Here is a 25,951-nt window from a genome sequence, read left to right as displayed (position 1 = left end):
CGGCGCATTGAGTTTTGCTACACCCCGAAGCATGGCAGTTGGCTGAATGTCGCAGAGAACGAGCTGAGCGCGATGACCCGTCAATGTGTTGACGGTAGACGATTCGAGGATATCGAAACCATCCGCAGCGAAATTGCGGCTTGGTCAACGGATATCAACAACACTCAACGAGGGGTTGACTGGCAAATGAAAGTTGAGGATGCTCGGTGTAAACTGATTTCCATTTATCCTCAAATTAAGCTCTGACGCTCCACTAGTATTTCCATTTCGCAGCCAGCCGGTTATGACAAATCTATTGTGCTTGCTGCTTTCCTATTTGGCAAAATGGATAAAGTCGAGCTAAGGTACCCAGGAGGAATATAATAATTCCCCAAAACAAAATCGGATTTTCCATCTATTGAATCTCCTGTTTCAAACTCGATAGCTGTATACGTTGTGCTGTTGGAGTGGGTTAGACAACAACAGCGAAAAATGACAAAAGCCCGAGAGGGAACCTCCACTTACCAAAAGTGGTGTAGCTCCTCCCGGGCTTTTATCCCGCCGTGAACCCAGCGGCTAAAAACCGCACAGGCTGCCTCTCTCGGACCAGACATCTTATTGAAAAAGATCGGAACCCTAGAAACAAATTATGTTAATTGAACAAATTAATAAGCTGTTCCGACGCGATCCTCTTATAGAAGACAAATAAAAAGCGAAAGTCTACCGCTGCTTGAGCGATATCCCTTTGAGAGGGAAAACTGTTTTCTTTTGCTCGTGATTGAAACTTAGCAACAGGTCTGAAGGATAAAAGTGTCGCCCGATACGAATTAGCGTCCTTTCTGTGGCTTGTTACGATACCCTCACTTTGGCAAGGTGCTGGAAATGACGGCTTGACCGATCAAAAGGCTTTACTCTATAGTAGTGCCCATTACAACATAAGACTTCTAGGGTTCCGGTCGGGCTTATCCGTGCGATGTCTGGTCCGAGAGAGGTCGAGTTAGCTTTTATGGCTAACTTACACGGCGGGAAAAAAGCCCGGGAGAAATTTTAGGAGTGGCGCTCACTTCTAGTTTCTCTCTGGCTTTTTTAATGGGCTCTTTTCATAGATAATCAGGCTTTGATAGGTAACGGTTTATTTAATATTTTTTTGAACATCTCCCTTAACATCTCTACTTGACTCCGTGACACTTGAGGCTTTTCCATGACAGCTGACTCTTCTAATGATCCTGTATTCCAGAACCCGGATGGCTCTTTAGATGCTCAATCCGAAGCCCAGCGAGCGCTGGAGCTAGAGAGCCATTTGCCCTTGACCGGGTGGCAGCAGGAAGTCGATCAGGGATTGACCTATGGATTAGAGGCGGCGGCGAGTATTCGCGATCGCACTATCTCTACCTTCTCCCGAGGAGAATTGCCTCACTATGCAGGCATCAACACCTTTATGAAGGCTCCCTACGTAGAGGACGTTCGGTTGGTCGGTAACTACGATGTGGCTATTGTGGGCGTGCCTCATGACTCTGGCACGACCTACCGCCCCGGCACTCGCTTCGGCCCCCAGGGCATTCGCAAAATTTCGGCGCTGTACACGCCCTATAACTTTGAGCTGGGTGTTGACCTCAGGGAGCAGATTAAGCTGTGTGATGTGGGTGACATTTTTACAATTCCGGGTAACAACGAAAAGTCATTCGACCAGATTTCTAAGGGCGTCGCCCATGTCTTTAGCTCAGGCGCTTTCCCGATTCTCTTAGGCGGCGATCACTCCATTGGCTTTCCCACGGTGCGCGGCATCTGCCGCCATTTAGGAGACAAAAAAGTCGGCATCATTCACTTCGACCGCCACGTTGATACGCAAGAAACCGATCTAGATGAGCGGATGCACACCTGTCCCTGGTTTCATGCGACGAATATGGCCAATGCGCCTGCTAAAAATTTGGTGCAGTTGGGCATCGGCGGTTGGCAGGTGCCTCGTCCGGGCGTTAAGGTTTGCCGGGAGCGGGCGACCAATATCCTGACGGTGACCGACATTATGGATATGGGCATGGACGCGGCGGTGGACTTTGCCCTGGATCGAGCTTTAGATGGCACCGACTGCGTTTGGATTAGCTTTGATATTGACTGTATAGATGCGGGATTTGTGCCGGGAACGGGTTGGCCTGAGCCGGGCGGACTGCTGCCGCGTGAAGCGCTCTATTTGCTGGGGAAGATTGTCGCTAAAGCGCCGGTCTGCGGCATAGAAGTGGTCGAAGTGTCGCCGCCTTATGATGTCAGCGATATGACCGCGCTGATGGCTACTCGGGTCATTTGCGATGCGATGGCTCATTTAGTCCTCTCGGGTCAACTGCCGCGTCAGCGCAAGCCAGACTATATTCATGAAGAAGCCAATATGAATGTAGATGAAGCCTGGTCTTAGATGGCGATGTAGGACATGACGACATCGTTGAGCTGATTGTGCTGGCGGAACTGAGCGATCGCCGCCTCCACCGCCAGCGGCGTCCCATTGAACATGACGGTGCGTTCACTGCCGTTTTGGGCAATGGTTTCGACTGAGTAGCTGTCGTCGTCGCTGAGTAACTTAGTGCTGGTGCTGAGTCTGGCAATGGCGATCGCTCTGAGCTTGGGGTCGTCATAGGCATAGGCATCGACCCGAAAAGTATAGGGTAGTCGCTCTAGCGCCCGGTGCAGCAGCGCTTGCTTGGGCGCAGTCGCCTGAAAGTTGAGAATTAGCCGACCGTCTTCGATGGCCGTCGCGCCAATGCCGCTGCCCAAAATGCTCTCTAGAGAGACGCCCCGATTAGAAAAAACGGCGGCAGCGGCGGTTAACGTGCCGGGCTTGTCTAAGACGCGCACAACAAAAATCCAGCGCCGAGCAGTCTCACTGGGGACAGTCTCACTGGGGACAGTCTCATTGGGGGGAGTCGTCTTCTCATCTGTCTTCTCAGCCACTGTGTAAGTCCTCTTTGAGTCGCGAGTTGAGTTGATCAGCCATCTTTTGCAGCAGATCGGCTTCTTCAGCCCATAGCTGTAATGGGACTACTTGCGTCCAGCCAAAGGGGGTGACCACAATGGGGACGCCAAAGGGCGATCGAATCCCATAAAATTCACCGTCTAGCTGTACCTGCCCGGAGACCACCATCTCTCGCCCTTCTAGCAGGTTTTGCACCAGATCGGTGGTGACATTCGCTGTGGCGTAAATGGTCTTAGCGCCTGATACATGGGTAACAAAAGGTTTTACGACCACCCGCAGATCCGGCGGCAGGCTATCGACATAGTGGTAGGCTTCCTGAATTTTTTCCTGCTTGAGATGGCCCACCACGACTTCCTTGGCGGCGGCGACTTCCTCAGGGAACCGGCTGACAGTGCGATCGCGCTGTAGCTGCCTGCGAGCGTTAGTCAGCTCGTTTGCCGTCATCCCATGAATTTTGACGCTGCTCCACAGGGGCACCATGCCTTCACCATGTTCACCGACGATAAAGCCCTGCACGAGCTGACGGCGCACGCCTAAATCGGCAGCAATCTCTCGCCGAAAGCGCAGTGAGTCGGAGTAAGCCCCGACGCCAATCACGCGATGCCGCCCTAGATGACGGCTAAAAACTTCTACCGCTAGCTCCACTGGGTTGGTGACAATAATGACGACTTCGTGGCCGTAGCCATGCTGAGCGATCGCCCGCGCGTAGGTTTCAAAAATCGGCAGATTAGTCGCCGAAAGCTGTTTGCGCGAGACTGTTTCGCCGCCTACGGTCGCACCTGCCGCCATGACAATGACATCTGCCACAATATCTTCGGGGGCCAGCGCCACATCGAGCATCGGCGCTTTTTCGGCGTAGGCATCGCTCAGGTCACTGCACAGCCCGTAGAGAATCTGGCTGCTGCGCCCGCTGGCCCGCCCGACGAGCTGTAGGCGCTCCGTTGGCATCAGTGCCCTTAGCGCAATCAGCCGCGAGACAATCTCCCGTCCGCAGTCACCGCTAGCCCCAATGACAGAAACATCCATACGCCGCCTCAGTAAGCGATTTCTCGATCTCTCCTGACCCTAACGCTTTCTAAGCGCAGTGGCTGTATCGCTTAACTCACTTGCTGTTATTGGCTGACTATTATTGGCTGACTGTGATTAGGCTGGCGGCTATGAACCCAGTGCTACTGCGTTGACGGCTTTAGCCGCATGGTCAGGCAGCAGCTTATGTTTGAGCGCAATGCAGTCTGCTATGTGATTAGCATCGCGGGCAATGCCCGAAAAGCGAGCAGATCCCCAAGTGTAGAGCCAGGGCAACCCCAAGAAGTAAAGACCGGCGATCGCGCTCACCCCCCGCTCATGACCCGGATAACCCTTGCCATCAAAGGCCGGAATTTCTATCCAGCTAAAGTCTGTGTGATAGCCCGTAGACCAGATTACTGCTCCAATATTGGCCGCTTCCAAATCCAGAGTTGAGGGCTCAGTCTCCGGCTCCCAAACAGGATGGTAAGGCGGCTCTGTCGGCGCATCTATCTGATGCTTTTGGATATAGCCATCGATGGTGCGCTTAATGCTTTCGGCCACATCGTCAGCCTGGTCAAGATTTTGCTTCAGATCGGTTTGAAATTCGAGCTGGTTGCCGTTAATAGTTTTGAGTTTGCCGTAGAGCTGCATACCCTCTAGGTGAAACTGTCGTAGGTCAATCTCGCGCCCACCGCCGCGACCGGTGACATAGTGATTTCGCTTACTCCTGACCGACTCTTTTTGCGGATGTTCGTCAATGGGCATGTCGTAGTAACCCATCTGATCTAGCCAATCGACCACGTCTTTGCCGCGATAGGTGCGCGGCGATCGCGGGGCCCCGCCCACACACAAATGCACCTGCTTACCTGCCAAGTGCAAATCTTCAGCAATCTGACAGCCCGACTGCCCTGTGCCGACGATCATCACGGCCCGGTCGCCCAGCGACTCCGGATTCTTATACGCCGAAGAATGCAGCTGAACCACGCTTTTAGGCAACCGCTCAGCCATTCTCGGCACCTTGGGCGTATGGTAGCCACCGGTAGCAATCACGACTTGATTGGCTGTATAGGTGCCAGCCGACGTAACCACTTCAAACACTCTCTCAGCGTCACGCCTGCGCACCTTTAAAACCGCTACCCCGGTCTTGAGCTTGGGCTGAAAAGACTCAGCATAGCTCTCCACATAGTGAACAATCTCGTCCCGCTGCATAAAGCCGTGAGGGTCGCCGCCAGCATAGGGATGGCCCGGCAGCATACACTGCCAGTTAGGCGTCACCAAACAAAACGAATCCCATCGTTTAGAACGCCACGAGTGAGCGACACTGTCTTTCTCAAAGATAATGCTGTCAATATTTTTTTGCTTTAAGCAGTAGCTGACAGATAGCCCCGCCTGGCCACCCCCGACAATAACAACCGGAAAATGTGACTGCATAGTGCTACTGGTGCAAACAGATTGATCCTTCATGGTCTTCACGATAAGCGGGAGATCTAAAGCCGCTTGTATACGCTGTTACTAGAGCGCTAAGTCTCGCTTTATGGACAGGGATAGCTGCCGGTTTGATGGCAGAATAGCTTCGCCTGACAGCGACCGACCTGACTTTTTGTACAGGTGCCGATATGAACCGCGCTGTCCCAACCGTCAGGCTTTATGGCTTTGTAACAACAGATACAAGCAGTCAATTGTTGACCTCATAACCTGTACTCAGCTCATCACTTGGGAGTGAATTTAGATGCCTGAAGTAACCACCGCCGCGCACAAGGCAGGCGATTTTTTTGTAGATTACGAAGAGAAAGTATTTCCTGATGTTCAGGCCGACCCGGGAGAGAAAGCCCTTGTTACTTTCCATACAGTCGCCTTTGAAGGATCGATTGGTCTGGTCAATCTTTTGCAGGTGAGCCGCCTGATGAGCAAAGGATTTGACACGTCGGTGCTGCTCTATGGTCCTGGCGTAACATTAGGCGTACAGCGAGGCTTCCCCAAGCTGAATGACGAAGCTTTTCCTGGCCATCTGGCGATGAACAATCGATTGGTTAAAATCATCGAAGATGGGGGCAAGGTCTATGCCTGCCGGTTTGCTTTGCAGGCACTCTATGGCCACGGCGAGCCCTCTCTGATTCCTGGCATTAAGCCCATCAGCCCGCTAGACGTGCTGGACATTGTTCTTATGCACCGTAAAGAGAATGCCTTTATTCTCGATACCTGGACTATGTAGAACAATCTGGGGGCAGAACAAGCTGGGGAGAGAGGCTTTCTCATGGACTATGCTCGAACGGTAAGAGCTGCCGCTGTACAAATTGCGCCTGTGCTACACAGTCAGTCGGGCACGATGGAAAAAGTGTTGCAGGCGATTGAGGACGCGGCAAAAGCAGGTGCGGAGCTGGTTGTTTTTCCAGAGACGTTTGTGCCTTACTACCCTTATTTCTCTTTTGTGCTGCCAGCGGTGCTTATGGGAAAAGAGCATATGAAGCTCTATGAGGAAGCCGTGACCGTCCCTGGCCCGGTGACTGAAGCGGTTAGCCGGGCGGCTAAGACGCACCAAATGGTGATTGTGCTGGGCGTGAATGAGCGAGACCATGGCTCTCTTTACAATACCCAGTTAATCTTTGATGCTGACGGTAGCTGCCTGCTCAAGCGTCGTAAGGTGACACCCACCTACCATGAGCGGATGGTTTGGGGTCAGGGGGATGGCGCGGGGCTAAAGGCTTGTGATACGGCTGTGGGCAGGGTAGGGGCACTGGCCTGCTGGGAGCATTACAACCCGCTGGCCCGCTACAGCCTGATGGCAGCGCATGAGCAGATTCACTGCGCTCAGTTTCCGGGCTCTATGGTTGGCAATATCTTCTCTGAACAAACAGAGGTAACGTTGCGCCATCACGCTCTGGAGTCGGGATGTTTTGTCGTCAGTGCAACCGGTTGGCTAACGGCGGAACAGATCGCTCAGATTGCGCCGAATGAAGGCTTGCAAAAGGTGCTGCAGGGCGGGTGCTATACGGCAATTATTAGCCCTGAGAGCGTGCATTTATGTGAGCCGATCTGTGAGGGGGAGGGCATGGCGATCGCCGATCTTGACTTCTCTCTCATCACCAAGCGCAAGCGCATGATGGACTCAGTCGGTCACTACGCTCGCCCCGATTTATTTCAGCTTCAGGTCAATAATCGTGCCTATACGACAATAATGTCTGCCAGCGACAAGCTCCCCGCCGAAACTGCTCTTGGAGCCGGTTTTGAAGAAGCTGTAGTCGCCTCTTCCCCGCCCGATCTCATCCCTCAGCCCGATCAAGAGCTTCCCTCTCTTCTCTCTTAATCTATGAATCAACAACAGGTCATCACTGAACTACAAACGCAAGGACTTAACCTGGTTGTTGACACCGTTGGCGCATTGGGTCGTCAAGGGGGCGCTGGCCCTTCTGACCACAAAGCGGTGACAGTGGGCGGGACGACGGTGATGGTGCCGGTATATACAGATGGAGCGGCGAGTTCTCCCTATGCGGTTGGGCGCGATCGCACCACCGGTAAATCCACCCTGACCCACGATGGCAAAACGGTTGCCTCCATCGACTTTCCCAAGCAGCCCCAATTTTACAGCCTGCAAACGACCGAGGGCATTCCTTACTGGCAGATCGCGCTGCTGCATAGCCACAATGTGCTGGCAACCACCGTCTTACAAACCTGCATTCGCTACGAAAATAGAAAAACTGCCTGCCAGTTTTGCGCCATTGGCCAATCGCTTGACGCCGGAAAAACCATTGCCCAGAAGACGCCGGAGCAGCTCGCCGAAGTCGCTGAAGCAGCGGTGCGGCTAGACGGCGTTGAGAATATGATTATGACTACTGGCACGCCGAATACGACAGATCGGGGTGCCGCGTATTTGACGGACTGTGCGCGAGCAATTCGCGCTCGGGTGAGAGACTTGCCAATTCAAGCACAGTGTGAGCCGCCCAATGACTTTCGCTGGTTTGAGCGGCTGCGGACGGCGGGCGTTGATAGCTTAGGCATGCACCTGGAGGCGGCAGATCCGACAGTCAGGGCGCGAATTATGCCCGGTAAGGCGAAAGTGCCGCTGAGCTATTACTTTGCAGCGTTTGCAGCGGCAGTAAAAGTGTTTGGTCGGGGGCAAGTGAGCACCTATCTATTGGCGGGGCTGGGCGATAGTAAAGAGACGCTTTTGGAGATCAGCGATCGCCTGATCGATATCGGCGTTTACCCCTTTGTGGTGCCGTTTGTGCCCATTGTCGGCACGCCGCTGGCAGGGCAATCACCCCCCGATAGTGCGTTTATGTTCGACCTGTACCAAACCATTGGCGCACGGCTAAAGCAGGCTAATCTGCTGTCTGCTGACATCAAAGCGGGCTGCGCTAAGTGCGGGGCTTGTTCGGCTCTCTCCAGTTTTGAGGCTTAATTACGAATTTTGCTATGACAACGCCTAAACGAACCTATAGCTTTCAGCTAGCGCTCTCAGAAGCGGACATCACTGATTATTTTACGCTTAGACAACAGATCTTTTGTGAAGAGCAGGGTTTGTTTGAACAGCATGATCGAGACTTGATTGATGAGCGCTCTTATCCGATTGTGGCGATCGCTCACGAACCCAATCAGCCAGGCCGAGTCGTCGGCGTCGTGAGAATTTACGAACAAGCCCCCCGGCTCTGGTATGGCGGACGCCTGGGTGTACATCCTGACTTTCGGCGCGGCTGGCGGATTGGCAAAGGGCTGATTCAAAAAGCGGTGACCACGGCGAATACTTGGGGATGCGACCGATTTCTCGCTACAGTTCAGCTGCAAAACGTTCGCTTTTTTACCCGACTTCACTGGGATAGTCTTGAGGAAATAGACATCCTAGAGCGACCCCATCACCTGATGCAGGCCGACCTAGACTACTATCCTCCTAGCGATCAGCAGCGTCCGGCACTACCCATTGGGTTAGTAGCCTGATGGTCATGACTAACATGCCTAAGGCTGCCGTCCTTTCTGACTTGATTGCCTCTCTGCAGACTTCCTTGAGCATTTTACAAAAGCAAGATATTCAAACGGCAGCAAAGGCTATTGGTCAATATGTGCAGGGTCGAGATGCTGCGCCGATTCGCCTGGGTGACGACTGCGCGGCGATTCCTGATGGCGAGGGCTATCTGCTGCTGGCGGCGGAGGGCATTTGGCCGCAGCTAGTGGAACAAGATCCGTGGTTTGCGGGCTGGTGCGCAATCATGGTGAATATCTCGGATGTCGCTGCGATGGGCGGGGTACCGATTGCAGTCGTTGATGCGCTGTGGAGTAAATCGCCCAGCAAGAGCAAACTGCTGTGGGAAGGAATGCAGGCAGCAGCTCAAGCTTACGGCGTGCCAATTGTTGGCGGACATACCAACTGCCATAGTTCCTACACCGGCCTAGCGGTTTCGATTTTGGGGCGATCGCGCTCCCTCATCACCAGCTTTGACGCGCAGCCGGGTGATCAGCTGGTGATGGTGGTAAATTTGGCCGGTCAGTATTACGGCGATTATCCCTTTTGGAATGCGGCGACTGAGGCTGATCCTGGCCAGCTTAGAGCGCAGTTAGACCTGTTGCCGCAACTGGCTGAGACTGGGTTAGTTCACGCGGGAAAAGATATCAGCATGGGCGGCCTAGCCGGAACGCTGTTGATGCTGACTGAGGCGTCGGGCTGTGGCGCAAGTCTCAATCTTGATCAGGTGCCACATCCGGTAGAAGCTACCTGGCATAAGTGGCTGATTAGCTTTCCTAGCTTTGGTTTTTTGCTGAGCGTACCGCCTGAAAATGTGGCTCAGGTGCGAGAGATGTTTGTTGCTCAGGGGCTAGCCTGCGAGTCGATTGGGATGGTAACGTCCGGCAGTCAGGTCTACTGGCAACACGAGGGAGAGCAGCAGCTGTTTTGGGATCTGGCTTGGCCATTTACGGGGTTTGGCGATCGCGCTAAAAATGGCAACGACCGCACTCCATAATGCTCCTAATATGTCTCTTCGGATCGCATTATTAACCTATTCTACAAAACCTCGCGGCAGCGTTATACATACGCTGGAGCTAGCAGACGCCCTGTGTAAGCTGGGTCATCAGCCCTGTGTGTTTGCGCTAGATAAGGACGGTCAAGGATTTCACCGCCAGGTCGATTTTCAGACGTGCGCGGTGCCAGCTGACCCTTACGAGGGAGATATTGATGGTTTGATCAAACAGCGAATTGGTGAGTTTGTTCTATTTTTTGAAGGGCTTTTGCAGCGGTTTGATGTTTATCATGCGCAGGATTGTTTGAGTGCAAATGCGTTGGCGCTGCTGAGAGAGAAGGGGGACATACCTCACTTTTTACGGACAGTTCACCATATTGAGAGTTTTCGCAGTCCTTACCTGCAAGACTGTCAGGAAAAGTCTATCTATCAGCCGGATCGCTGTCTGTGTGTGAGCGACCTATGGCAACAGGTGTTGAAAACTGAGTATGGGATAGCAGCGCATCGGGTGATCAATGGCGTGAGCGATCGCTTCTCCACTGAGCCCGATGGATTAGAAAATCTGGTCGCTGAAACCTACGGGATTAACAGACAGCCGGTTTATCTGACGGTAGGCGGAATTGAGCCCCGCAAAAATTCGATTCGGCTGCTACAGGCGTTTGAACAGGTTCGAGCGACCCAGCCATTGGCTCAACTGGTGATCGCGGGCGGGGCAACGTTGTTCGACTATCAGGACTATCGAGATGCGTTTATGGCCATCGCTCAAGTCGATGACCTCAAAGAGGCTTTGGTTTTACCAGGCGTGGTTCCAGATGAGATGCTGCCAGCGTTGTACCGGCTGGCGGATGCGTTTGTCTTTCCCTCAGTTAAAGAAGGGTGGGGACTGGTGGTACTGGAAGCGATCGCCTCCGGTCTCCCTGTCTTAACTGCTAACCGAGCGCCCTTTACCGAATTTCTCTCATCTGAGGAGGCTTGTTTGGTAGAGCCAGAAAATGTAGAGGCGATCGCCGCTGGAATGCTCTCTATCACACAGCCCAGACCGCGCCCGATCAGCCCTGAGACCATCACCCAGCGCTATAGCTGGCAAACCTCAGCGCAGATGCACCTCGATCTCTACCGGCAGCTTCAGTCCATTTAACGGTAAGCATTACTACAGCAAGCGCAGCTAATTTAAGCGTAAATACGCATCAAAGACGCATCCTTAGTCTTAACCAACCGCCTTCGTCTAAAAGCTACTGCTGCATTACTACCATGTTAAAAGAAGTTTTCTTTGCCTTTATCTGGATTGCACTGCTGATTTTGGCGGGGCGGCTTGTCAAGCAGCGAGTGCGCTGGATTCAGCGGCTCTATTTGCCGGAGTCGATTGTCGCTGGAGCGATCGCGCTAATTCTAGGGCCGCAGATATTGGGGGCGATCGCCACGTCCATAGGCGGAGAAGGCACGCTGCTCTCCGGTGGCCTCTTCACTGAAGCGATTCGCGATGTGTGGTCTCAGTCACCTGGCATCTTTATCAATATCGTTTTTGCCGCGCTCTTCTTAGGAGAAATCATTCCAAGCCCTGGCGCGATTTGGCGAAAGGCTGCGCCTCAGGTGGTCTTTGGCCAATCTTTGGCTTGGGGGCAGTACGTCGTCGGCATTCTAGTCACGCTGATTATTTTGATCCCGCTGTTTGATGCCAACCCGATTTCGGCGGCGCTGATTGAAATTGGCTTTGAAGGCGGCCACGGAACCGCAGGTGGTATGGCCGGGACACTGGGCGAATTAGGTTTTGAAGAAGGCGCTGACTTAGCCTTAGGACTTGCAACTGTCGGCATTGTCTCTGGCATTATCACCGGTACGTTTATCGCCGACTGGGGTCGCCGCAAAGGATATGTCCAAACAGAACGAGCTGAAGTAGAAGATTCAGAGGGCATTCCTGAGCTGACTCACTCTGATAACCCAGAGGTGAGAGCGCGGCGGCGGCAGCTCTCTAGAGGCTTATTGGTCGATCCGCTCTCGCTCAACTTTGGCTTTGTCGGCATTGCCGTGATCTTTGGCTGGCTAATTCAGCAGGGTCTGGTACTGATCGAAACGCTCACCTGGGGGCAAACCGGCTTCACAATGATGGAATACGTGCCGCTGTTTCCAATGGCGCTGATTGGCGGCATTCTCGTGCAAATTGGCATGGTTCGCTTAGGACTAGACGCGCTGATTATTCCGAGGCTAACTAAAAACATCGCGGGCATGGCGCTCGATGTCGTGATCGTCACCGCCCTAGCCTCAATTTCCCTGCAGGTAATTGGCGGTAATTTAGGTATATTCCTGGTGCTGAGCATTGCTGGAATTGCCTGGAATATTTGCTTTTTTATATACTATGCGCCGCGCATTTTCCCTGACTACTGGCTGGAGAAAGGCATTGGCGACTTGGGGCAGTCAATGGGAGTGACAGCGACCGGCATTTTGCTGCTGACAATGGTTGACCCGGAGAACAAATCGGGCGCGTTTGAGAGCTTCGCCTATAAGCAGCTCTTTTTTGAACCGATTGTCGGCGGCGGGTTATTTACCGCAGCGGCTCCGGCTTTGATTGCCCAGCTAGGGCTGTGGGTAACGCTATTAATCACAGCGGGGCTGCTGGTGTTTTGGCTGGGGGTTGGTTTTTTACTGATGAGGCAGGAGTCGCGGCGTATGGGGGCGGTTGCAGAGTGACCTTGCGATCAATCGCCTGTAGAGAAGGCAACGGCGAGCGGTGTAGAAAGGCCCGAAGACGGGTGTAAACTTAGGTAACTAAAGCAATCTAGAAACTTAAAGAATAAAAACAATTGTGCGGTGGTCTGGCCCGATTGCGCATAGATTAGGAGCAGTCTATGCGTCAATTTAGAACCCGCTGCTGATGTCTCCAACCGATCAGGCATTTGAACTTTCCGCTGAAGTTTCTACCAAGCTTGCTGCGGGAAATGTCGCTATGGAGACCCATCTCCTCACCGCCTCTGGTGAGACTTCGCTGCCCGAAGTCCTCGCGAGTGTGGCCATTAAGTGTTCAAGCCCCGGCAAAACGGTTCGGGGGAGCGATCGCCTGTCGCAAAATCACCAGAGCATTCCCCCGGCTATGGCCCTTTTCTACGTTCAAGAAAACGGTCAGGGCATCCCTGCTGGCAAGCTAGACAGTATTTTCGAGCGGTTTCAGCAGATCGATACTTCTGATTCACGCAAAAAAGGGGGGGCGGGATTGGGGCTTGCGAGCTGTCGCAAAATTGTAGAACAACACGGCGGTCAAATCTGGGTAGAACGTCAGGCTACTGTTTCAAAAGCTGGGCGTCGCCAGGATGATTCTTAAGCCATTCAATCCGCTTTCTTTGGCCAGCGAAATTTCAAAGCTGTTGGACTGGGACGATATTGCGTAGCTAATGAGAGTTTTATTGATTGACGATGATGACGCCCTTGCTACGCTGCTGAGCGGGCACCTCTCTGCTCAGCACTATGTAGTAGATCGGGTGGCCGATGGTGAAACCGGCTGGGCCTACGCGTCTACTTTTGAGTACGATTTGATTGTTTTGGACTGGATGCTGCCGAAGCTCAACGGCATTCAGCTCTGCCAGCGGCTGCGGGCGCAGGGCTACAGCGTCCCGATCTTACTGCTCACCGCCAAAGACGATCAAACCGACAAAATTAAAGGGCTTGAAGCCGGAGCCGATGACTATGTCGTCAAGCCCTGTGACATTGGCGAACTGCTGGCGCGAATTCGGGTTTTGCTGCGGCGATCGCTGACCGAAGCCACCCCCGTCTTAACCTGGGGAGATCTCTGCCTCGATCCCATTAGCTGCGAAGTCACCTATCGCGGGCAGCTTGTGGCCCTCACCGCCAAGGAATATTCGCTGCTAGAACTATTCCTGCGGTACAGCCATCAGGTCTTTAACGCCAAGGCGCTGCTCGATAGAGTCTGGTCTTCAGAAGAATTTCCGAGCGAGTCTACCGTGCGATCGCACATTCGTGGACTGCGCCACAAGCTCAAAGCTGCGGGAACCCCGAGCGATTTGATCGAGACGGTACATGGGTTGGGCTATCGGCTAAAGACCGGGGCACTGGCTTCACAGCGCGAACCGACTTCGCCTGCTCAGCGCGATCGCCACCGCTACTTAGAAGGGCTCACCCAAGCCTGGAACGCTCACAAGGGAGAAAGCGTAGAGCGCTGGAATACGCTGCTGCACATTGCCCGCACGCTCAAGGAGCAAAGCCTGAGCGAGCAGCAGCAGGCGCAAGCCAAGCACATCGCCCACAGCCTGGCCAGTACGTTGGGCACCTTTGGCCTGGCGGAAGGCTATCGCTTGGCCCGGCGCATAGAAGAGCTTTTGCAGAGCGAGACCTTATCAGCTCAAGCCTCACAGTTTCTCACGCTGGTGACAACGCTGGGCCATGCCCTAGATGACCCACCTAAGCTAATTAGCCCGCCGGATGACACGCCCCGTCCGCCCGCTGTTTTCGTCGTCGATGTCAACGAGATGCCCTACATTGAGCAAATCATGGCTTTAGCTATCGCCCAGGGCTTCGAAACCACCGTAGCTGCGTCGATAGGCAAAGCCTCCCAGCGCTTAGCCCTGGACTCAGCGCCGTCCGCTTCTGAGGCAGAGGCCGACTCGCCCAATGATTTGCCAGATTTGGTGCTGATCAATCTGGTCGCCGATGAAACTGACTCGATTCTCGACGAGCCAATTTTGCAAATGCTGCTGCAATTTATCACGCAGGTCTCCCAGCGCTGGCCGCAGCTCCCAGTGCTGGTGATTACGCCGCAGGCCGACTTTGGCAATCGCCTGGATCTGACCCGTCGAGGGGGCACGATGGTGTTGGAGTATCCGGTGGTGCCGTCTGAGGTTTTGGAGGCGATTTCTCAAGCCACCCACTTGGGCTCCCATCTGCGCAAAATTATGATCGTCGATGACGACGCGCACTATCTCAAGCAGGTCATGCAACTGCTGCAACCCTGGAATTTAGAAATTACGCCGCTGGCCAACCCGCAGCGCTTTTGGTCGCTGTTTAATCAGGTGCTGCCCGATCTGGTCATTCTCGATATTGAAATGCCCCATATCAATGGGTTTGAGCTGTGCAAAGTGCTGCGCGGCCACCCGCAGTGGCAGTATTTGCCCATCGTGTTTTTGAGCGTCCATGCCGACCGGTCAACCCAGGAGCGGGCGTTTGAGCTAGGGGCCGACGACTACATCACCAAGCCCATTCAGGGCAAAGATCTCGCAGTCCGGGTGCTGAATCGGCTAAAACGGAGCCGTCAGGTGGCGCTCTAGCTGCACGGGCTTTGCACAATGCCTGCACGGGAAGTGATGCCGACCGATTTAGGCTATGTAGAAGGCAGCCTGGAAGGGGAACGGCTGGTAGTCGAAAATGTTTGCTATCAAACGACTCACTTTCGCAAGCTCTATATCGAACTGGCCAAAGTGGGGAACAATCTGGATATCTTGCACTGTGTGATGTTTCCGCATCCGAGCTTTCAATAAACGCTATTCCCCCCCTTCTGTTACGGAATATGAAGTTTATTAGACTTGTGAAAACGCTTTCATAATCACCTCAAAGGCGCTTTTGACAAGGCTTTAGCGCTTTTTCGAGAGATTGTAACCAGTCAGCAACACTGTTGTGCACAGGATCTGCACAACTGAATTGATTTAATCAAGTTACTGGTTCAAACCGCCTGAGTCCTCGCCGTCAACCCGTCGCGACTTTGAGCGCTGAAGCCAACAGAACAGCCTAGTGAGGGTGTCTGTAGCTGAGTGTGACAGATTGTAAGTAATGTTCTAACTTTTGCCATCCTGCTGTTTGGGGGATACGCTTCTCTTCACAGCAAGCCTGAATTTATGGCAGAGCCAAGGTAATACAGCCCGGTTTAGAACGTACCTGCAGCCAAGGTCACAAGCCACGAACCAGCATCGAGACAGTTTTATTCTCATTTTCCAAAAGCAGGAGATGTTTTCACATGTTTGACGTTTTTACCAAAGTGATTTCTCAGGCGGATGCCCGGGGCGAGTACATCAGCGGCGACAAGATCGACGCCCTCAATAAAATGGTGGCCGAAGGCAACAAGCGCATTGATACCGTTAACCGGATTACCGGCAGCGCTTCTGAAATTGTGGCCAGTGCGGCGCGCGATTTGTTCTCTGAGCAGCCTCAGCTAATTGCCCCGGGTGGCAATGCTTACACCAACCGTCGCATGGCTGCTTGCCTGCGCGATATGGAAATCATTTTGCGCTATGTCACCTACGCTATGTTTACCGGCGATGTCAGTGTGATGGATGACCGCTGCTTGAACGGCCTCCGCGAAACCTACACTGCCCTGGGCGTACCGGGTAACTCCGTCGCTACCGGTGTGAACAAGATGAAAGAATCCGCTGTAGCTATTGCCAACAACCGCGACGGCATTACTCAGGGCGACTGCAGCTCTTTGATGTCTGAACTGGGCGGTTACTTTGACCGAGCAGCCGCAGCCGTTAGCTAGCCATTCGCGTGTAAAATCGCTTTCACATTCATCTTCGTTCTTTTTACATCCTTTAGAGAGATTAATCCATGAAAACTCCCATGACAGAAGCGGTTGCAACCGCTGATTCGCAAGGCCGTTTCCTCAGTAGCTCAGAGCTTCAGGTGGCCTTTGGTCGTTTCCGTCAGGCTCAAGCCGGGCTCTCTGCCGCGCAATCCCTGAGCAAAAACGCCGATAGCCTGGTCGATGGTGCCGCCCAAGCCGTCTACAAAAAGTTTCCCTACACCACCCAAATGGAAGGCAACAATTTTGCCTCCAATTCTTCTGGTAAAGCCAAGTGTGCTAGAGACATTGGCTATTATCTGCGGATGGTTACCTACTGCCTGATTGCCGGCGGCACTGGCCCCATGGATGAGTATCTGCTCTCTGGCATTGGCGCAATCAACAGCACCTTTGAACTGTCGCCTAGTTGGTATGTAGAAGCGCTTAAGCACATTCGCGCTAATCATGGCCTAGATGGTGACGCAGCGACTGAAGCTAACTCCTACATTGACTACGCTATCAATGCCCTGAGCTAAGCCGGTAGCGACTGCCGATGAAGTGCCCTCATCCCCTCACCCTCCTCTTATTACTAATTAGGAGAGAGAACTGGGGTGGGGGCAATCAGACAATACTCTAGATATTAAACACAGTTTTAGCGTCAGCTTTGAGGATTCCATGATGACAAGTGAAACTTCTGCAAGACTTTTAGGATTTGAACCCGCCCAATCGTCGCCTACCGAGCTACGGCCTCATGCATCTGAAGACGACGTGCAGTCGGTTATTTGGTCGGCGTATCGCCAGGTGTTTGGCAACGACCATGTGATGAGTTCTGAGCGGCTGACCAGCGCTGAATCTTTGCTGCGGCAGGGTGCCATTCGAGTGGTTGACTTTGTTCGCGCGCTGGCGATGTCGGATTTATACAGACAAAAGTTTTTTTACAACAGCCCTCAGGTGCGCTTTATTGAGCTGAATTTTAAGCACTTGCTAGGCCGAGCGCCCTACGATGAGAGCGAAATTTCTGAGCATGTCGATCTCTACATTCAGCAGGGCTATGACGCTGAAATTAGCAGCTATATTGATTCGCTAGAGTATCAGGAGAGCTTTGGCGATCGCATTGTCCCCTACTATCGCGGCTTTGCCACCCAAAGAAACCAAAAGACCGTTGGCTTCTCGCGGATGTTTCAGCTCTATAGAGGCCGGGCAAGCAGCGATCGCGCCAACTCCAAAAAAGCGACCCTCACCGCAGAACTTGCCCGCAACTCAGCCAGCCCAGTTAGAACATCGACCCTCGGTAAAGAGCTGCAAGGCGTCACTGGTGGCGCTCGCGAACAGCTATACCGGGTTCGCGTTTCTCAAAAAGCTCGTGGGGTAGCAGGCGGACGAGCCCCGCAGGTGCGGCTAGGCGTTCAAGAATACACAGTGCCCTACGAGCAGCTTTCGGCCACCTTGCAGCGACTGAATAAGCGCGGCAGCCAGATTGTCAGCATTACGTCGGCTTAACCCGCCAACAAACACGCTTTCAAAGCAAGTAAAAACATTTCATCCCGTCGTCTAAGGAGATCTATATCTGTGGCTATTACAACAGCGTCCGCTCGGTTGGGCACCGCCGCCTTCACTGAGCAAAGTCCCGTAGAACTGCGTCCCAATTTCTCTACGGGCGACGTTCAAGCTGCGATTGATGCCGTTTACCGGCAGGTGCTGGGCAACGACTATATCATGCAGTCACAGCGGCTTACTACGCTGGAGTCTCTGGTGACCAACAGTGCTTTGACCATTCGAGACTTTGTGCGCGCGGTGGCTAAGTCGGATCTGTACAAAGAGAAGTTTTTGTACCCCAACTTTCAAACGCGCGTGATTGAGCTGAACTTTAAGCACTTACTAGGCCGAGCGCCCTACGACGAGTCTGAAGTGGTTGAGCATCTTGATCGCTATCAAAACGAGGGCTTCGATGCCGATATCGACTCGTACATTGATACAGCAGAGTATGAGAGCAGCTTCGGCGATAGAATCGTGCCTTACTACCGGGGGTTCGACACGCAAACTGGCCAAAAGACTGCGGGCTTTACGCGGATGTTTAGCCTGTATCGGGGCTATGCGAATAGCGATCGCGCTCAAATTGCAGGCAGTGACTCTCGTCTCGCCGCCGAGCTAGCCCAAGGGAGCGTCTCAGCAGTGGTGCCTCCCTCTGGCACAGACAGCAACGGCTGGGCCTACCGGGACGCTAAGCAAGGCAATGTTCCCAATCGCGCTTTTGCTAGACCCACCGGTACTACAGAGCGCGGTCAGCTCTATCGCATTGAAGTGTCAGGCCAGCGGTTCCCTGGTTATCCCAGCATCCGCCGCAGCAGTCGGGCGCTAGTGGTGCCCTACGAAGAACTGTCGCAGACCCTACAGCGAATCAACAAATCAGGCGGTCGGGTAGCCAATATTACCCCTGCTTAAGCCGCTCCACCTAGAGTCAACCATTCATCCCGAGATAACTATGTTAGGACAATACGCAGCCAGCAAGGCCGCTAATACTGACAGCCGAGTTTTTGTATACGAGGTCGCTGGCCTCAGCCAAAACGAGGTAACAGCCCTTTCTCGCTCGCCCATCCGCAGCAGTCAAAGCCAGTTTATGCAGGTACCCTTCCATCGTATGAATGAAGAAATGCGGCGCGTCACCAAGCTGGGCGGAGAGATCGTCAGCATTCGCCCTTTGAGTGAGTCGGCGGCGGCTTCTCCCTCAGATAAAGCAGCGCCTAAAGCAGCGGTTTCGAACGAGGCGTAAGCCCCAGCCCCGAGTGGCGTAAGCCCTAGCCCCGAGTCAAAGTTCGCTGCACGCTCGTCTGCGACACGACTCGTCCGCGCTTAATCGTCATGCGACCGGTCGGGGCTGCGCCAATGGCTTCAGAAGCTGAGCGAGCCTCGACAATTACCAGGTCAGCCGCTTTCCCGGGCGCAATACCATAATTGTGAATGCCGATAGCGCGGGTGGTGGCCATTTCTAGACATTGCTCGTGGCTAGCAGTGGTGCCAAGCTGCAAAGTTTGGGCAATTAGCGTGCAGATTTTGAGCGGGTCGCCGTCGCCGAAGGGCGTGAAGAGATTTTGGATATTGTTGGTGGCGATCGCCCCATTTACCCCCAGCTCAATTAGCTGCTGAATCGGCGCAATCCCCCGCCGAATATTGTGAGTATCCTTACGAGCTATCATATATAGATCTGATGCGGGCAGCGCTAGCACCGAGATGCCCGCGTCTCTTAGCAGTGCGCCCATTGCCTTGAGATCGGCTGGGAAGAGTCCGGCAAGTCGGGTCATGTGGCCCAGGCAAACGCGATTTTGCCAGCCTCGCTTGATCGTTTCACTCGCGACAAAAGGCAGCAGCAGCGGCGCATCATCGTCTAAAAAGTCCAGGTGAAAATCCACATCGCAGTCAAATTCTTGAGCAATGTCGAAGACAATCCAAATGTTTTGCTCAGGATCAGAATCGGTGTAAGGCGCAGAGCCGATCACATCGCCGCCCATCGCCATCGCCTCTCGCAGCAGTGCTTCGGTGCCAGGCTGATTGGTAATCCCTTCTTGGGCAAATACGGCGAGCTGTAGGGTTAGGCCCCAGGCATATTCCTTTTTTAGCGGCAACAGCGCCTTTATAGAGGTCAGCTTCAGTACCGGGTCAACTTCTACATGGCTGCGGGTGGCTGTGGTGCCAAAGGCGATCTCGCTTTCCAGCACCCGCCGCGCCCGCGCCTGAATATCTTCAATAGTGAAGTTACGTTTGAGGCTGAAAGTCTCTTCTAGTGCTTCTTGAAAGTCTCCTTCTTTTGCCGGACATTGTTCTAAAAGCAATGCCTTATCAAGATGCAAGTGAGGGTCTACAAGTCCTGGAATGACAAGGTTGCCGTTGGCGTTGATGATTTGGGAAGCCTCTGTGGTGATGGCGGGAGCGACTTCGACGATTAAGCCGTTTTGAACTGCGATTGTCCAGCGCCCATTACGCCCTATCAAGGTGGCATCCTCAATTTTCAACGATGCTGCTTTAGACCCTGTTTCCATTTTTCATTTGAATTAACGCTAAAGTTTCGCCGTCAGTTATGATTCGTCTTCTAAGGTCAGCCTTAGATGATCGGGGCCTGCTACTACAGCCTCTAGCGAGCGAAGCAAAGTAGGCATACTGATTTCGGAGGTGTCCCAAACTTCTCCAATGCTAATACCGTGGTAATCGTGGATTAAATTATCTCGCATACCGGCCATGAGTAGCCAGGGTATGTTGGGATACTGCTCTCGTAGCGTTATTGATAGTCTTTTGGTTGCTTCCCCAATGACAAGTAACTGAAAAACAAAGTAACTGAAAAACAATGGCTGACTGAGTTTTTTCGTCTGCGCAGAACTCCTCATAGCTCATCTTTTGCTTAAAGCTTAGGACGTTCTTTGCCGCCCGCTGAATGTCTGTGAGCGACTCAATATCTCTATTTGCTGACATAAGATTCTTTTCTATAGATGACACGAGCCGTCGAGAGAATATTCTTGCGGCGAATAGGATTTTGGCTGCGCTCAATAGCTTGTTTTCTGACTAGATCTACTTTGCGATGTAGAACGGTGGCAAGTTCTTGCTGCATTTTAACTTTGTCAAACAACGTCCAATGCGTGTTAGATGCGAATTCGATTAAGATATCGATGTCGCTATCTGCATGAAAGTCGTCGTGGAGAACCGAGCCGAAGAGAGACAGCTCTGAGACGAGCCAGCGATCGCAGAAGCTATCCATTTCGCGAGTAGGCCAAGCAATAGGTAGAGAAATCATCTGTTTTGACCGCTGTCTGCTGGCCTCTATGCTACTACATTCGCTATGCGGGAGTAATCACATACATTTTAGTGAATCCAGCTCCAGCAGACTGGTCAGCACGTACCGCAAACCGCTAGGCTTAGTTTAAGGTTATCTTTTAATCCGTTACTTACTGACTGACCCTCCCGGCCATATGCGACATCTCATCACCAGTGCCCTCCCCTATATCAACGGTATTAAGCACCTTGGCAATCTGGTGGGCTCCATGCTGCCAGCAGATGTCTATGCCCGGTTTTTGCGGCAGGAGGGCGAAGAAGTCTTATACATCTGCGGTACTGATGAGCATGGGACACCGGCTGAAATTGCAGCACTGGAAGAAGGGCTGGACGTAGCTGATTTTTGCAAGCGGCAGTACGAGCGGCAGGCAGAGGTCTACCAAAAGTTTGGCCTTTCTTTTGACTACTTCGGTCGAACGTCGTCTCAAGCGCAGCGCGAACTGACTCAAGACTTCTATCGCAGCCTCGATCAGCATGGCTTTATTGAGGAGCGTGAAATCAGCCAGGTCTACTCGATCACAGACGAGCGATTTTTGCCTGATCGCTATGTCGAAGGCACCTGCCCTAACTGTGGCTATGAAAAGGCTCGCGGCGACCAGTGCGAAAACTGCACAAAAATGCTGAATCCAACTGATTTGATCAACCCCAGATCGGCAGTGTCAGGCAGTACCGCTGTAGAAGTGCGCACGAGCCGGCATCTATTTTTGCGGCTAGATAAACTCAGCGATGAGGTGCGCAGCTGGGTAGAGTCGCAGCAGGACTGGCCGAGCTTGACTAAATCGATTGCGAAAAAGTGGCTAGATGAGGGGCTGCAAAGCCGGGGCATCACTCGCGACTTGAAGTGGGGCGTGCCCGTGCCCAAAGCAGGCTTTGAAGACAAAGTATTTTACGTGTGGTTTGATGCGCCGATTGGCTACGTGTCGGCGACTAAAAGCTGGGGCGAAGCTAACCCTGACCGCGATTGGAAAAGCTGGTGGTATGACGCTGAGGATGTGCGCTATACGCAGTTTATGGCGAAGGACAATTTGCCTTTTCACACAATTATGTGGCCAGCGACCATTTTAGGGACGCGCGAGCCGTGGAAAATGGCGGACTATATCAAGGGCTTCAACTGGCTGAACTATTACGGCGGTAAGTTTTCGACCAGCTCTAAGCGCGGCGTGTTTTTAGATCAGGCGCTGGAGATTGCCCCGGCAGATTACTGGCGCTATATGCTGATGGCCTCTGCGCCGGAGTCTTCAGATTCGGCATTTACCTGGGAGCAGTTTCAGACCAAGGTGAATAAGGAGTTAGCTGATAACTTTGGTAATTTTATCAACCGGATTTTGAAGTTTACGGCGTCGCGGTTTGGCAATGAGCTACCCGATGGCGGTGAGCCCGGAGAAGCAGAGGCTGAGCTAGAGGCGCGGTGTCAGGAATTGGTTGGGGAATTGCGATCGCACCTCAAGAACATGCAGTTTCGCAAAGCCACCGAAACTCTCAACGCCCTCTGGTCAGCGGGCAACCAATATATAGACGTGCGGGCTCCCTGGACACTCTTTAAGCAGGATAAAGATCAGGCTGCTGTCGTTATTCGTACCTGCGTCAACCTGATTCGGCTGTATGCAGTGGCCTCAGCGCCGTTTATCCCAGAGACTGCAGAGCGGCTATTCGATGCCTTGCAGTTGACAGGGGCAGAGCGTCAGAGCACCATGACCGACGCGACTGACTTGACCATTCTTAAAGCAGGGCGAGCGTTTGAAGTGCCACCCGTGCTGTTTCAAAAAATAGACGACGACCGGGTCGCCGAGCTAAAGGCTCAGTACGGCGGTGAGTAGCTCATGACTGTTTGCCCATAGCTATCAGTATGGGAAAGAGCACCGACATAATTATGAACGGCAGTCTAAAATAATCGCGGATTCAGCACCGTTACCGTATCTGAAGGGGAAGTGATTGTGGTAGATAGCGCAACGTTGATTTCGTTTGGTGTGGCTAGTGCAGCGCTAGTCGTGATGCCGGGACCGGCAACGCTGTATATTGTGACGCGCAGTTTGGATCAGGGAAAGCAGGCCGGAATCGCCTCTGTTTTAGGAATTTCCGTAGGGGCAATAGTTCACTTTGTCGCAGCCGGACTAGGCTTGTCGGCGGTTCTGATGACGTCGGCAGCGGCTTTTTCAGTAGTTAAATATGCGGGGGCACTGTATCTGATTTATCTGGGTCTTCAGAAGTTGCGATCGCACGAAACTCTGGTAATTGATGAGGCGATCGTCAAAGATCCCCTCTTTGTCATCTTTCGTCAGGCCGTCGTTGTCAACGTATTAAATCCCAAAGCCGCTATTTTCTTCTTGGCGTTTTTGCCACAGTTTATAAACCCTGCTATCGGCCCAGTCTGGCAGCAGCTTATACCGCTGTGTCTGGTTTTTATCAGCCTCGGTCTGTTGAGCGACAGCACTTATTTTGTCATCGCTGGACAACTACGGCAGTGGTTTCGGCAAAATCCCTTATTTCTGCGGCGGCAAAAGTACGTTGCTGGCGGCACCTATATCGCGCTAGGTGTGGCAGCGGCAACGGTGTCACCAGCGCAAAAGTAGGCTGATATCGCCGCTGTGAACCCTCTTTATGAATTCCCGTAAAGCTATGGTTTTCTTGAGTCGCGCTAAGCTGATGCCCTTTGTGTTGATGGGGCTAGCTGCTCTGCTAAATGTTTTGCTCATCAGCTGTAGCCAGGCAGCGCAGACGGTCGGCGGCGCTGATGAGCGGCCGTTTGTCGCGGTGATACAGATGGCTGAGCAGCCTGCTTTTAACGCAGTGCGCGATGGCCTTAAAGACGAGCTGACTGAGGCAGGCTATGTAGAAGGTGAGACGCTGCGGTGGGAGTGGCGCAGCGCTCGGATCAATCCGGTGACAGCGGCGCAAATTGCTCGGAAGTATGCGGCGGCCAGGCCCACGGTGATTGTGGCGATCGCCCCTGCTAGCGCTCAAGCGATCGCCACTGCGGTCAAAAAAACACCCGTCATTTTTTCAGCCGTGAGCGATCCGGTCGGCAGTGCGCTGGTCGAAGATACCGCCAAACCCGGTCAAAACATCAGCGGCGTCAGCGACCTCTCACCCATTGGCCCCCACCTTGCTTTGATTAAAGAAATATTGCCAGCGGCCAAAACCATTGGCGTTATCTATGACGCAGGCACAAAAAGCGCGGCCCGGCTGATCGAGTCGATCACAGCCGAAGCTGCCGAACAGGGATTTACCGAAGTCAAGGGTGTGACGGTCTTCGCCTCAGATGAGGTATCAGAGGCTGCCGGTACGCTAGCGGGATCGGTCGATGCGCTTTATGTGCCGCCTGACAAGACGGTAATGGCAGCGCTAGAGGCCGTCGTCGAAGCCGGTGAAAATAGCGGAGTGCCTGTGTTTGCTGGCAGCGAAGAGGCGGTAGCTCGGGGGGCGATCGCCGGTTTTAGCTTTAGCTACTACGATATCGGTCGCCAAACTGGGGCAATGGTTGTCAAAGTCATCAAAGGCAGCAGACCGGGCGAATTGCCAGTGGAGTACGCCGAAAATCTACAGCTTCACATCAACCCAGCGGCGGCAACAGCGCTGGGCGTTACATTACCCGCAGCGGTGACTGCGCGAGCCAATATCGCTGAGCCAATTTAGAGGGCTAGCAGCAATACTGAGTAGCCAGCTGCGCCGAGGGCAAACGTCCAAAAGCGGCTTTCTCTCGCCTGGGGCAATTCTTCTTTGAGCACGTTGAGAATGATGCCACCGGCTAAGAAGGCAAAGAGCACGGCAGTGGCCACCTCATGAACGGTCGTCTGGGTGCCGATCACCCAGCCAAAAACGATAGCGGCTGACAAAATCCAGCGGCCTCTGTGCTCATATGCCTGCTTGTGATCTTCACTCAGGCTGTAGTCATTGACCATAAAGTGCAGCGCCATAGCGATCGCATACACCACCAAATTACCTAAGCCAGGCTCTTCCCGATGCAGCAACAAATAGCCAATCAGCGCGTTATACAGAGAAAACGAAGCCATGTGCAGCCAGAAGACCCCCGGCTGAGTCGCATCGCCCTCCCCCTCTTGCCGGCTCCGCTGACGCGACACCTTCGCCGCTCGCTCTAACCCATAAAACGCTAGCGTCCCCAATAGCGACAGCAGATAAATATGGTGCTCAATCGTGTCGAAAATTTCTACATTGCTTTGAAAGTCAGCCTGAGCAGCGCCCAGGTCCGGCAGGATATGGACAAAGACATAGGCCACCGAGACGCCGCTGCCTAGTGAAAGCCAGCGGCTGCGGGGCGTAGGTTTGAGCGATTTGAACGTGCCAGCGTAGATGTGGACCAAAGCTAGCAGTAAGGCGATGAGGCCCGACAGCCACGCGAGTGAAATCATAGCTAGTCCTAACGCTTGCTTGTTGCTTTAGAGTAGCTATTCGGTCGTTGCCGCGCCACCACTCTGCCGGGCCCGAGATTCTCCCTGTCGGGAGAGGACATCTTCATCAATGGCCTGATCGCTGAGATTATCCTGCGCTCGGTCAACGGCAGCTTCAGTTGCCTCAGGTACTGGCGGCTGGCTAGCGGTGATATCGGGCTGACTGCAGGCCGTAGTCACCAGCATCAAAACGCCCGCTACTAACACCATCGCCAACCTGCGCAGCTTGGATAGGCTGATTAGCCGGCTCACTCGTGAAATCTTCAAAATATTCATAAACTAACGCTCATCACTGGGATGAAAGCTAAAACGTCACTCTTGAGCGTAGAGAGTTACT

General features: G+C 53.2%; 27 protein-coding genes, 1 pseudogene and 2 riboswitches. Of the genes and pseudogenes, 20 read left to right on the top strand and 8 right to left on the bottom strand.

Annotated features, from left to right (window positions below; all coding sequences use genetic code 11):
• Both CKL79_RS01360 and CKL79_RS01355 read left to right on the top strand, forming a co-directional pair.
• The coding region (locus tag CKL79_RS01360; protein WP_170943920.1) for a transposase at positions 1-246 on the top strand (246 nt) is incomplete at its 5' end.
• A 273-nt stretch (positions 247-519) separates the two neighbouring features.
• Positions 520-630: riboswitch (guanidine-I (ykkC/yxkD leader) on the bottom strand.
• Between the two features lie 282 nt (positions 631-912).
• A riboswitch (guanidine-I (ykkC/yxkD leader) is annotated at positions 913-1,023 on the top strand.
• A gap of 157 nt (positions 1,024-1,180) precedes the next feature.
• On the top strand, positions 1,181-2,386 hold the full coding sequence (locus CKL79_RS01355; RefSeq protein WP_170943919.1) for an agmatinase family protein: 1,206 nt from the start codon (positions 1,181-1,183) through the stop codon (positions 2,384-2,386).
• On the opposite strand, the gene CKL79_RS01350 is transcribed toward CKL79_RS01355, so the two are convergent.
• The 3 genes from CKL79_RS01350 to CKL79_RS01340 all read right to left on the bottom strand — a co-directional run bounded on the left by CKL79_RS01350 (position 2,383) and on the right by CKL79_RS01340 (position 5,380).
• Complete coding sequence (locus CKL79_RS01350; RefSeq protein WP_121967765.1) at positions 2,383-2,919, bottom strand: hypothetical protein; 537 nt, start codon at positions 2,917-2,919, stop codon at positions 2,383-2,385. The two genes, CKL79_RS01355 and CKL79_RS01350, sit on opposite strands and share 4 nt — an antisense overlap.
• Positions 2,912-3,967: a malate dehydrogenase gene (locus CKL79_RS01345; RefSeq protein ID WP_121967764.1), complete on the bottom strand. Its 1,056-nt coding sequence runs from the start codon at positions 3,965-3,967 to the stop codon at positions 2,912-2,914. The genes CKL79_RS01350 and CKL79_RS01345 overlap by 8 nt, the downstream gene beginning before the upstream one ends.
• Positions 3,968-4,096: 129 nt before the next feature.
• Positions 4,097-5,380 carry an MSMEG_0569 family flavin-dependent oxidoreductase gene (locus tag CKL79_RS01340; RefSeq protein ID WP_121967793.1) on the bottom strand — a complete coding sequence of 428 codons (1,284 nt, stop codon included), beginning with the start codon at positions 5,378-5,380 and terminating at the stop codon, positions 4,097-4,099.
• A 298-nt stretch (positions 5,381-5,678) separates the two neighbouring features.
• Between CKL79_RS01340 and CKL79_RS01335 the strand changes: the two genes are divergently transcribed.
• The 15 genes and pseudogenes from CKL79_RS01335 to CKL79_RS01265 all read left to right on the top strand — a co-directional run bounded on the left by CKL79_RS01335 (position 5,679) and on the right by CKL79_RS01265 (position 19,160).
• Positions 5,679-6,161 (top strand): MSMEG_0572/Sll0783 family nitrogen starvation response protein, encoded by a 483-nt coding sequence (locus CKL79_RS01335; protein WP_121967763.1) that lies wholly within the window; start codon positions 5,679-5,681, stop codon positions 6,159-6,161.
• Between the two features lie 42 nt (positions 6,162-6,203).
• A complete protein-coding gene (locus CKL79_RS01330) occupies positions 6,204-7,253 on the top strand; it encodes a Nit6803 family nitrilase (protein ID WP_121967762.1) in 1,050 nt (349 codons plus the stop codon).
• Between the two features lie 3 nt (positions 7,254-7,256).
• Complete coding sequence (locus CKL79_RS01325) at positions 7,257-8,348, top strand: MSMEG_0568 family radical SAM protein (RefSeq protein ID WP_121967761.1); 1,092 nt, start codon at positions 7,257-7,259, stop codon at positions 8,346-8,348.
• Positions 8,349-8,362: 14 nt separating this feature from the next.
• Positions 8,363-8,881 (top strand): MSMEG_0567/Sll0786 family nitrogen starvation N-acetyltransferase, encoded by a 519-nt coding sequence (locus CKL79_RS01320; RefSeq protein ID WP_121967760.1) that lies wholly within the window; start codon positions 8,363-8,365, stop codon positions 8,879-8,881.
• 5 nt (positions 8,882-8,886) lie between these two features.
• On the top strand, positions 8,887-9,900 hold the full coding sequence (locus CKL79_RS01315) for a sll0787 family AIR synthase-like protein (RefSeq protein WP_121967792.1): 1,014 nt from the start codon (positions 8,887-8,889) through the stop codon (positions 9,898-9,900).
• Positions 9,878-11,035, top strand: coding sequence for an MSMEG_0565 family glycosyltransferase (locus CKL79_RS01310; RefSeq protein ID WP_240518582.1), 1,158 nt, complete (start codon positions 9,878-9,880; stop codon positions 11,033-11,035). Before CKL79_RS01315 ends, CKL79_RS01310 begins: the two co-directional genes overlap by 23 nt.
• A 113-nt stretch (positions 11,036-11,148) precedes the next feature.
• Entirely contained in the window at positions 11,149-12,582 is a 1,434-nt protein-coding gene (locus CKL79_RS01305) for a sodium/glutamate symporter (protein ID WP_121967758.1), read from the top strand.
• A gap of 184 nt (positions 12,583-12,766) precedes the next feature.
• Complete coding sequence (locus CKL79_RS23715; RefSeq protein ID WP_240518581.1) at positions 12,767-13,210, top strand: ATP-binding protein; 444 nt, start codon at positions 12,767-12,769, stop codon at positions 13,208-13,210.
• Positions 13,211-13,280: 70 nt separating this feature from the next.
• Complete coding sequence (locus CKL79_RS01295; RefSeq protein WP_121967757.1) at positions 13,281-15,167, top strand: response regulator; 1,887 nt, start codon at positions 13,281-13,283, stop codon at positions 15,165-15,167.
• Between the two features lie 36 nt (positions 15,168-15,203).
• Positions 15,204-15,365: pseudogene (locus tag CKL79_RS01290) on the top strand (phycocyanobilin:ferredoxin oxidoreductase); the annotation flags it as partial.
• 485 nt (positions 15,366-15,850) lie between these two features.
• Positions 15,851-16,369: a phycocyanin subunit beta gene (locus tag CKL79_RS01285; RefSeq protein ID WP_121967756.1), complete on the top strand. Its 519-nt coding sequence runs from the start codon at positions 15,851-15,853 to the stop codon at positions 16,367-16,369.
• A 68-nt stretch (positions 16,370-16,437) separates the two neighbouring features.
• Positions 16,438-16,926, top strand: a complete 489-nt coding sequence (cpcA, locus tag CKL79_RS01280; protein ID WP_121967755.1) for a phycocyanin subunit alpha — start codon at positions 16,438-16,440, stop codon at positions 16,924-16,926.
• Positions 16,927-17,068: 142 nt separating this feature from the next.
• A complete protein-coding gene (locus CKL79_RS01275; RefSeq protein ID WP_121967791.1) occupies positions 17,069-17,890 on the top strand; it encodes a phycobilisome linker polypeptide in 822 nt (273 codons plus the stop codon).
• A gap of 69 nt (positions 17,891-17,959) precedes the next feature.
• Positions 17,960-18,832, top strand: coding sequence for a phycobilisome linker polypeptide (locus CKL79_RS01270; protein ID WP_121967754.1), 873 nt, complete (start codon positions 17,960-17,962; stop codon positions 18,830-18,832).
• Positions 18,833-18,872: 40 nt separating this feature from the next.
• On the top strand, positions 18,873-19,160 hold the full coding sequence (locus tag CKL79_RS01265; RefSeq protein ID WP_121967753.1) for a phycobilisome linker polypeptide: 288 nt from the start codon (positions 18,873-18,875) through the stop codon (positions 19,158-19,160).
• A 25-nt stretch (positions 19,161-19,185) separates the two neighbouring features.
• Here the strand turns inward: CKL79_RS01265 and CKL79_RS01260 are convergent, their stop codons facing one another.
• The 3 genes from CKL79_RS01260 to CKL79_RS01250 form a co-directional block, all read right to left on the bottom strand.
• Positions 19,186-20,376 carry an amidohydrolase family protein gene (locus tag CKL79_RS01260; RefSeq protein ID WP_240518580.1) on the bottom strand — a complete coding sequence of 397 codons (1,191 nt, stop codon included), beginning with the start codon at positions 20,374-20,376 and terminating at the stop codon, positions 19,186-19,188.
• Positions 20,377-20,460: 84 nt separating this feature from the next.
• Positions 20,461-20,766 (bottom strand): HepT-like ribonuclease domain-containing protein, encoded by a 306-nt coding sequence (locus CKL79_RS24315; RefSeq protein WP_121967751.1) that lies wholly within the window; start codon positions 20,764-20,766, stop codon positions 20,461-20,463.
• Positions 20,767-20,837: 71 nt separating this feature from the next.
• Positions 20,838-21,170, bottom strand: a complete 333-nt coding sequence (locus CKL79_RS01250) for a nucleotidyltransferase domain-containing protein (protein WP_121967750.1) — start codon at positions 21,168-21,170, stop codon at positions 20,838-20,840.
• A 175-nt stretch (positions 21,171-21,345) separates the two neighbouring features.
• Between CKL79_RS01250 and metG the strand changes: the two genes are divergently transcribed.
• The 3 genes from metG (at position 21,346) to CKL79_RS01235 (ending at position 24,841) form a co-directional block, all read left to right on the top strand.
• The gene (gene metG / locus CKL79_RS01245) at positions 21,346-23,025 is read left to right on the top strand and encodes a methionine--tRNA ligase (protein WP_121967749.1); all 1,680 of its coding nucleotides are present in this window, start codon (positions 21,346-21,348) and stop codon (positions 23,023-23,025) included.
• A gap of 117 nt (positions 23,026-23,142) precedes the next feature.
• Positions 23,143-23,778, top strand: a complete 636-nt coding sequence (locus CKL79_RS01240; protein WP_170943918.1) for a LysE family translocator — start codon at positions 23,143-23,145, stop codon at positions 23,776-23,778.
• 28 nt (positions 23,779-23,806) lie between these two features.
• Complete coding sequence (locus tag CKL79_RS01235; protein ID WP_121967748.1) at positions 23,807-24,841, top strand: ABC transporter substrate-binding protein; 1,035 nt, start codon at positions 23,807-23,809, stop codon at positions 24,839-24,841.
• On the opposite strand, the gene CKL79_RS01230 is transcribed toward CKL79_RS01235, so the two are convergent.
• The gene (locus CKL79_RS01230) at positions 24,838-25,575 is read right to left on the bottom strand and encodes a hypothetical protein (RefSeq protein WP_121967747.1); all 738 of its coding nucleotides are present in this window, start codon (positions 25,573-25,575) and stop codon (positions 24,838-24,840) included. The two genes, CKL79_RS01235 and CKL79_RS01230, sit on opposite strands and share 4 nt — an antisense overlap.
• A gap of 36 nt (positions 25,576-25,611) precedes the next feature.
• Positions 25,612-25,890, bottom strand: a complete 279-nt coding sequence (locus CKL79_RS01225; protein ID WP_121967746.1) for a hypothetical protein — start codon at positions 25,888-25,890, stop codon at positions 25,612-25,614.
• Between the last annotated feature and the right edge of the window lie 61 nt (positions 25,891-25,951).

The sequence above is a fragment of the Leptolyngbya sp. BC1307 genome (assembly GCF_002286735.1).
Classification (GTDB): Bacteria; Cyanobacteriota; Cyanobacteriia; order Phormidesmidales; family Phormidesmidaceae; genus Phormidesmis.
Note: the sequence above shows the minus strand (reverse complement) of the source record. Positions and strands in the feature narration are given on the sequence as shown.

Coding starts and splice junctions, on each gene's coding strand:
- CKL79_RS01315 (WP_121967792.1), top strand. CDS start 8,887: ATGACTAACATGCCTAAGGCTGCCGTCCTTTCTGACTTGATTGCCTCT.
- CKL79_RS01295 (WP_121967757.1), top strand. CDS start 13,281: ATGAGAGTTTTATTGATTGACGATGATGACGCCCTTGCTACGCTGCTG.
- CKL79_RS24315 (WP_121967751.1), bottom strand. CDS start 20,766: ATGAGGAGTTCTGCGCAGACGAAAAAACTCAGTCAGCCATTGTTTTTC.
- CKL79_RS01355 (WP_170943919.1), top strand. CDS start 1,181: ATGACAGCTGACTCTTCTAATGATCCTGTATTCCAGAACCCGGATGGC.
- CKL79_RS01275 (WP_121967791.1), top strand. CDS start 17,069: ATGACAAGTGAAACTTCTGCAAGACTTTTAGGATTTGAACCCGCCCAA.
- CKL79_RS01310 (WP_240518582.1), top strand. CDS start 9,878: ATGGCAACGACCGCACTCCATAATGCTCCTAATATGTCTCTTCGGATC.
- CKL79_RS01335 (WP_121967763.1), top strand. CDS start 5,679: ATGCCTGAAGTAACCACCGCCGCGCACAAGGCAGGCGATTTTTTTGTA.
- CKL79_RS01330 (WP_121967762.1), top strand. CDS start 6,204: ATGGACTATGCTCGAACGGTAAGAGCTGCCGCTGTACAAATTGCGCCT.
- CKL79_RS01250 (WP_121967750.1), bottom strand. CDS start 21,170: ATGATTTCTCTACCTATTGCTTGGCCTACTCGCGAAATGGATAGCTTC.
- CKL79_RS23715 (WP_240518581.1), top strand. CDS start 12,767: ATGTCTCCAACCGATCAGGCATTTGAACTTTCCGCTGAAGTTTCTACC.
- CKL79_RS01235 (WP_121967748.1), top strand. CDS start 23,807: ATGAATTCCCGTAAAGCTATGGTTTTCTTGAGTCGCGCTAAGCTGATG.
- metG (WP_121967749.1), top strand. CDS start 21,346: ATGCGACATCTCATCACCAGTGCCCTCCCCTATATCAACGGTATTAAG.
- CKL79_RS01305 (WP_121967758.1), top strand. CDS start 11,149: ATGTTAAAAGAAGTTTTCTTTGCCTTTATCTGGATTGCACTGCTGATT.
- CKL79_RS01225 (WP_121967746.1), bottom strand. CDS start 25,890: ATGAATATTTTGAAGATTTCACGAGTGAGCCGGCTAATCAGCCTATCC.
- cpcA (WP_121967755.1), top strand. CDS start 16,438: ATGAAAACTCCCATGACAGAAGCGGTTGCAACCGCTGATTCGCAAGGC.
- CKL79_RS01325 (WP_121967761.1), top strand. CDS start 7,257: ATGAATCAACAACAGGTCATCACTGAACTACAAACGCAAGGACTTAAC.
- CKL79_RS01230 (WP_121967747.1), bottom strand. CDS start 25,575: ATGATTTCACTCGCGTGGCTGTCGGGCCTCATCGCCTTACTGCTAGCT.
- CKL79_RS01320 (WP_121967760.1), top strand. CDS start 8,363: ATGACAACGCCTAAACGAACCTATAGCTTTCAGCTAGCGCTCTCAGAA.
- CKL79_RS01265 (WP_121967753.1), top strand. CDS start 18,873: ATGTTAGGACAATACGCAGCCAGCAAGGCCGCTAATACTGACAGCCGA.
- CKL79_RS01285 (WP_121967756.1), top strand. CDS start 15,851: ATGTTTGACGTTTTTACCAAAGTGATTTCTCAGGCGGATGCCCGGGGC.
- CKL79_RS01345 (WP_121967764.1), bottom strand. CDS start 3,967: ATGGATGTTTCTGTCATTGGGGCTAGCGGTGACTGCGGACGGGAGATT.
- CKL79_RS01340 (WP_121967793.1), bottom strand. CDS start 5,380: ATGCAGTCACATTTTCCGGTTGTTATTGTCGGGGGTGGCCAGGCGGGG.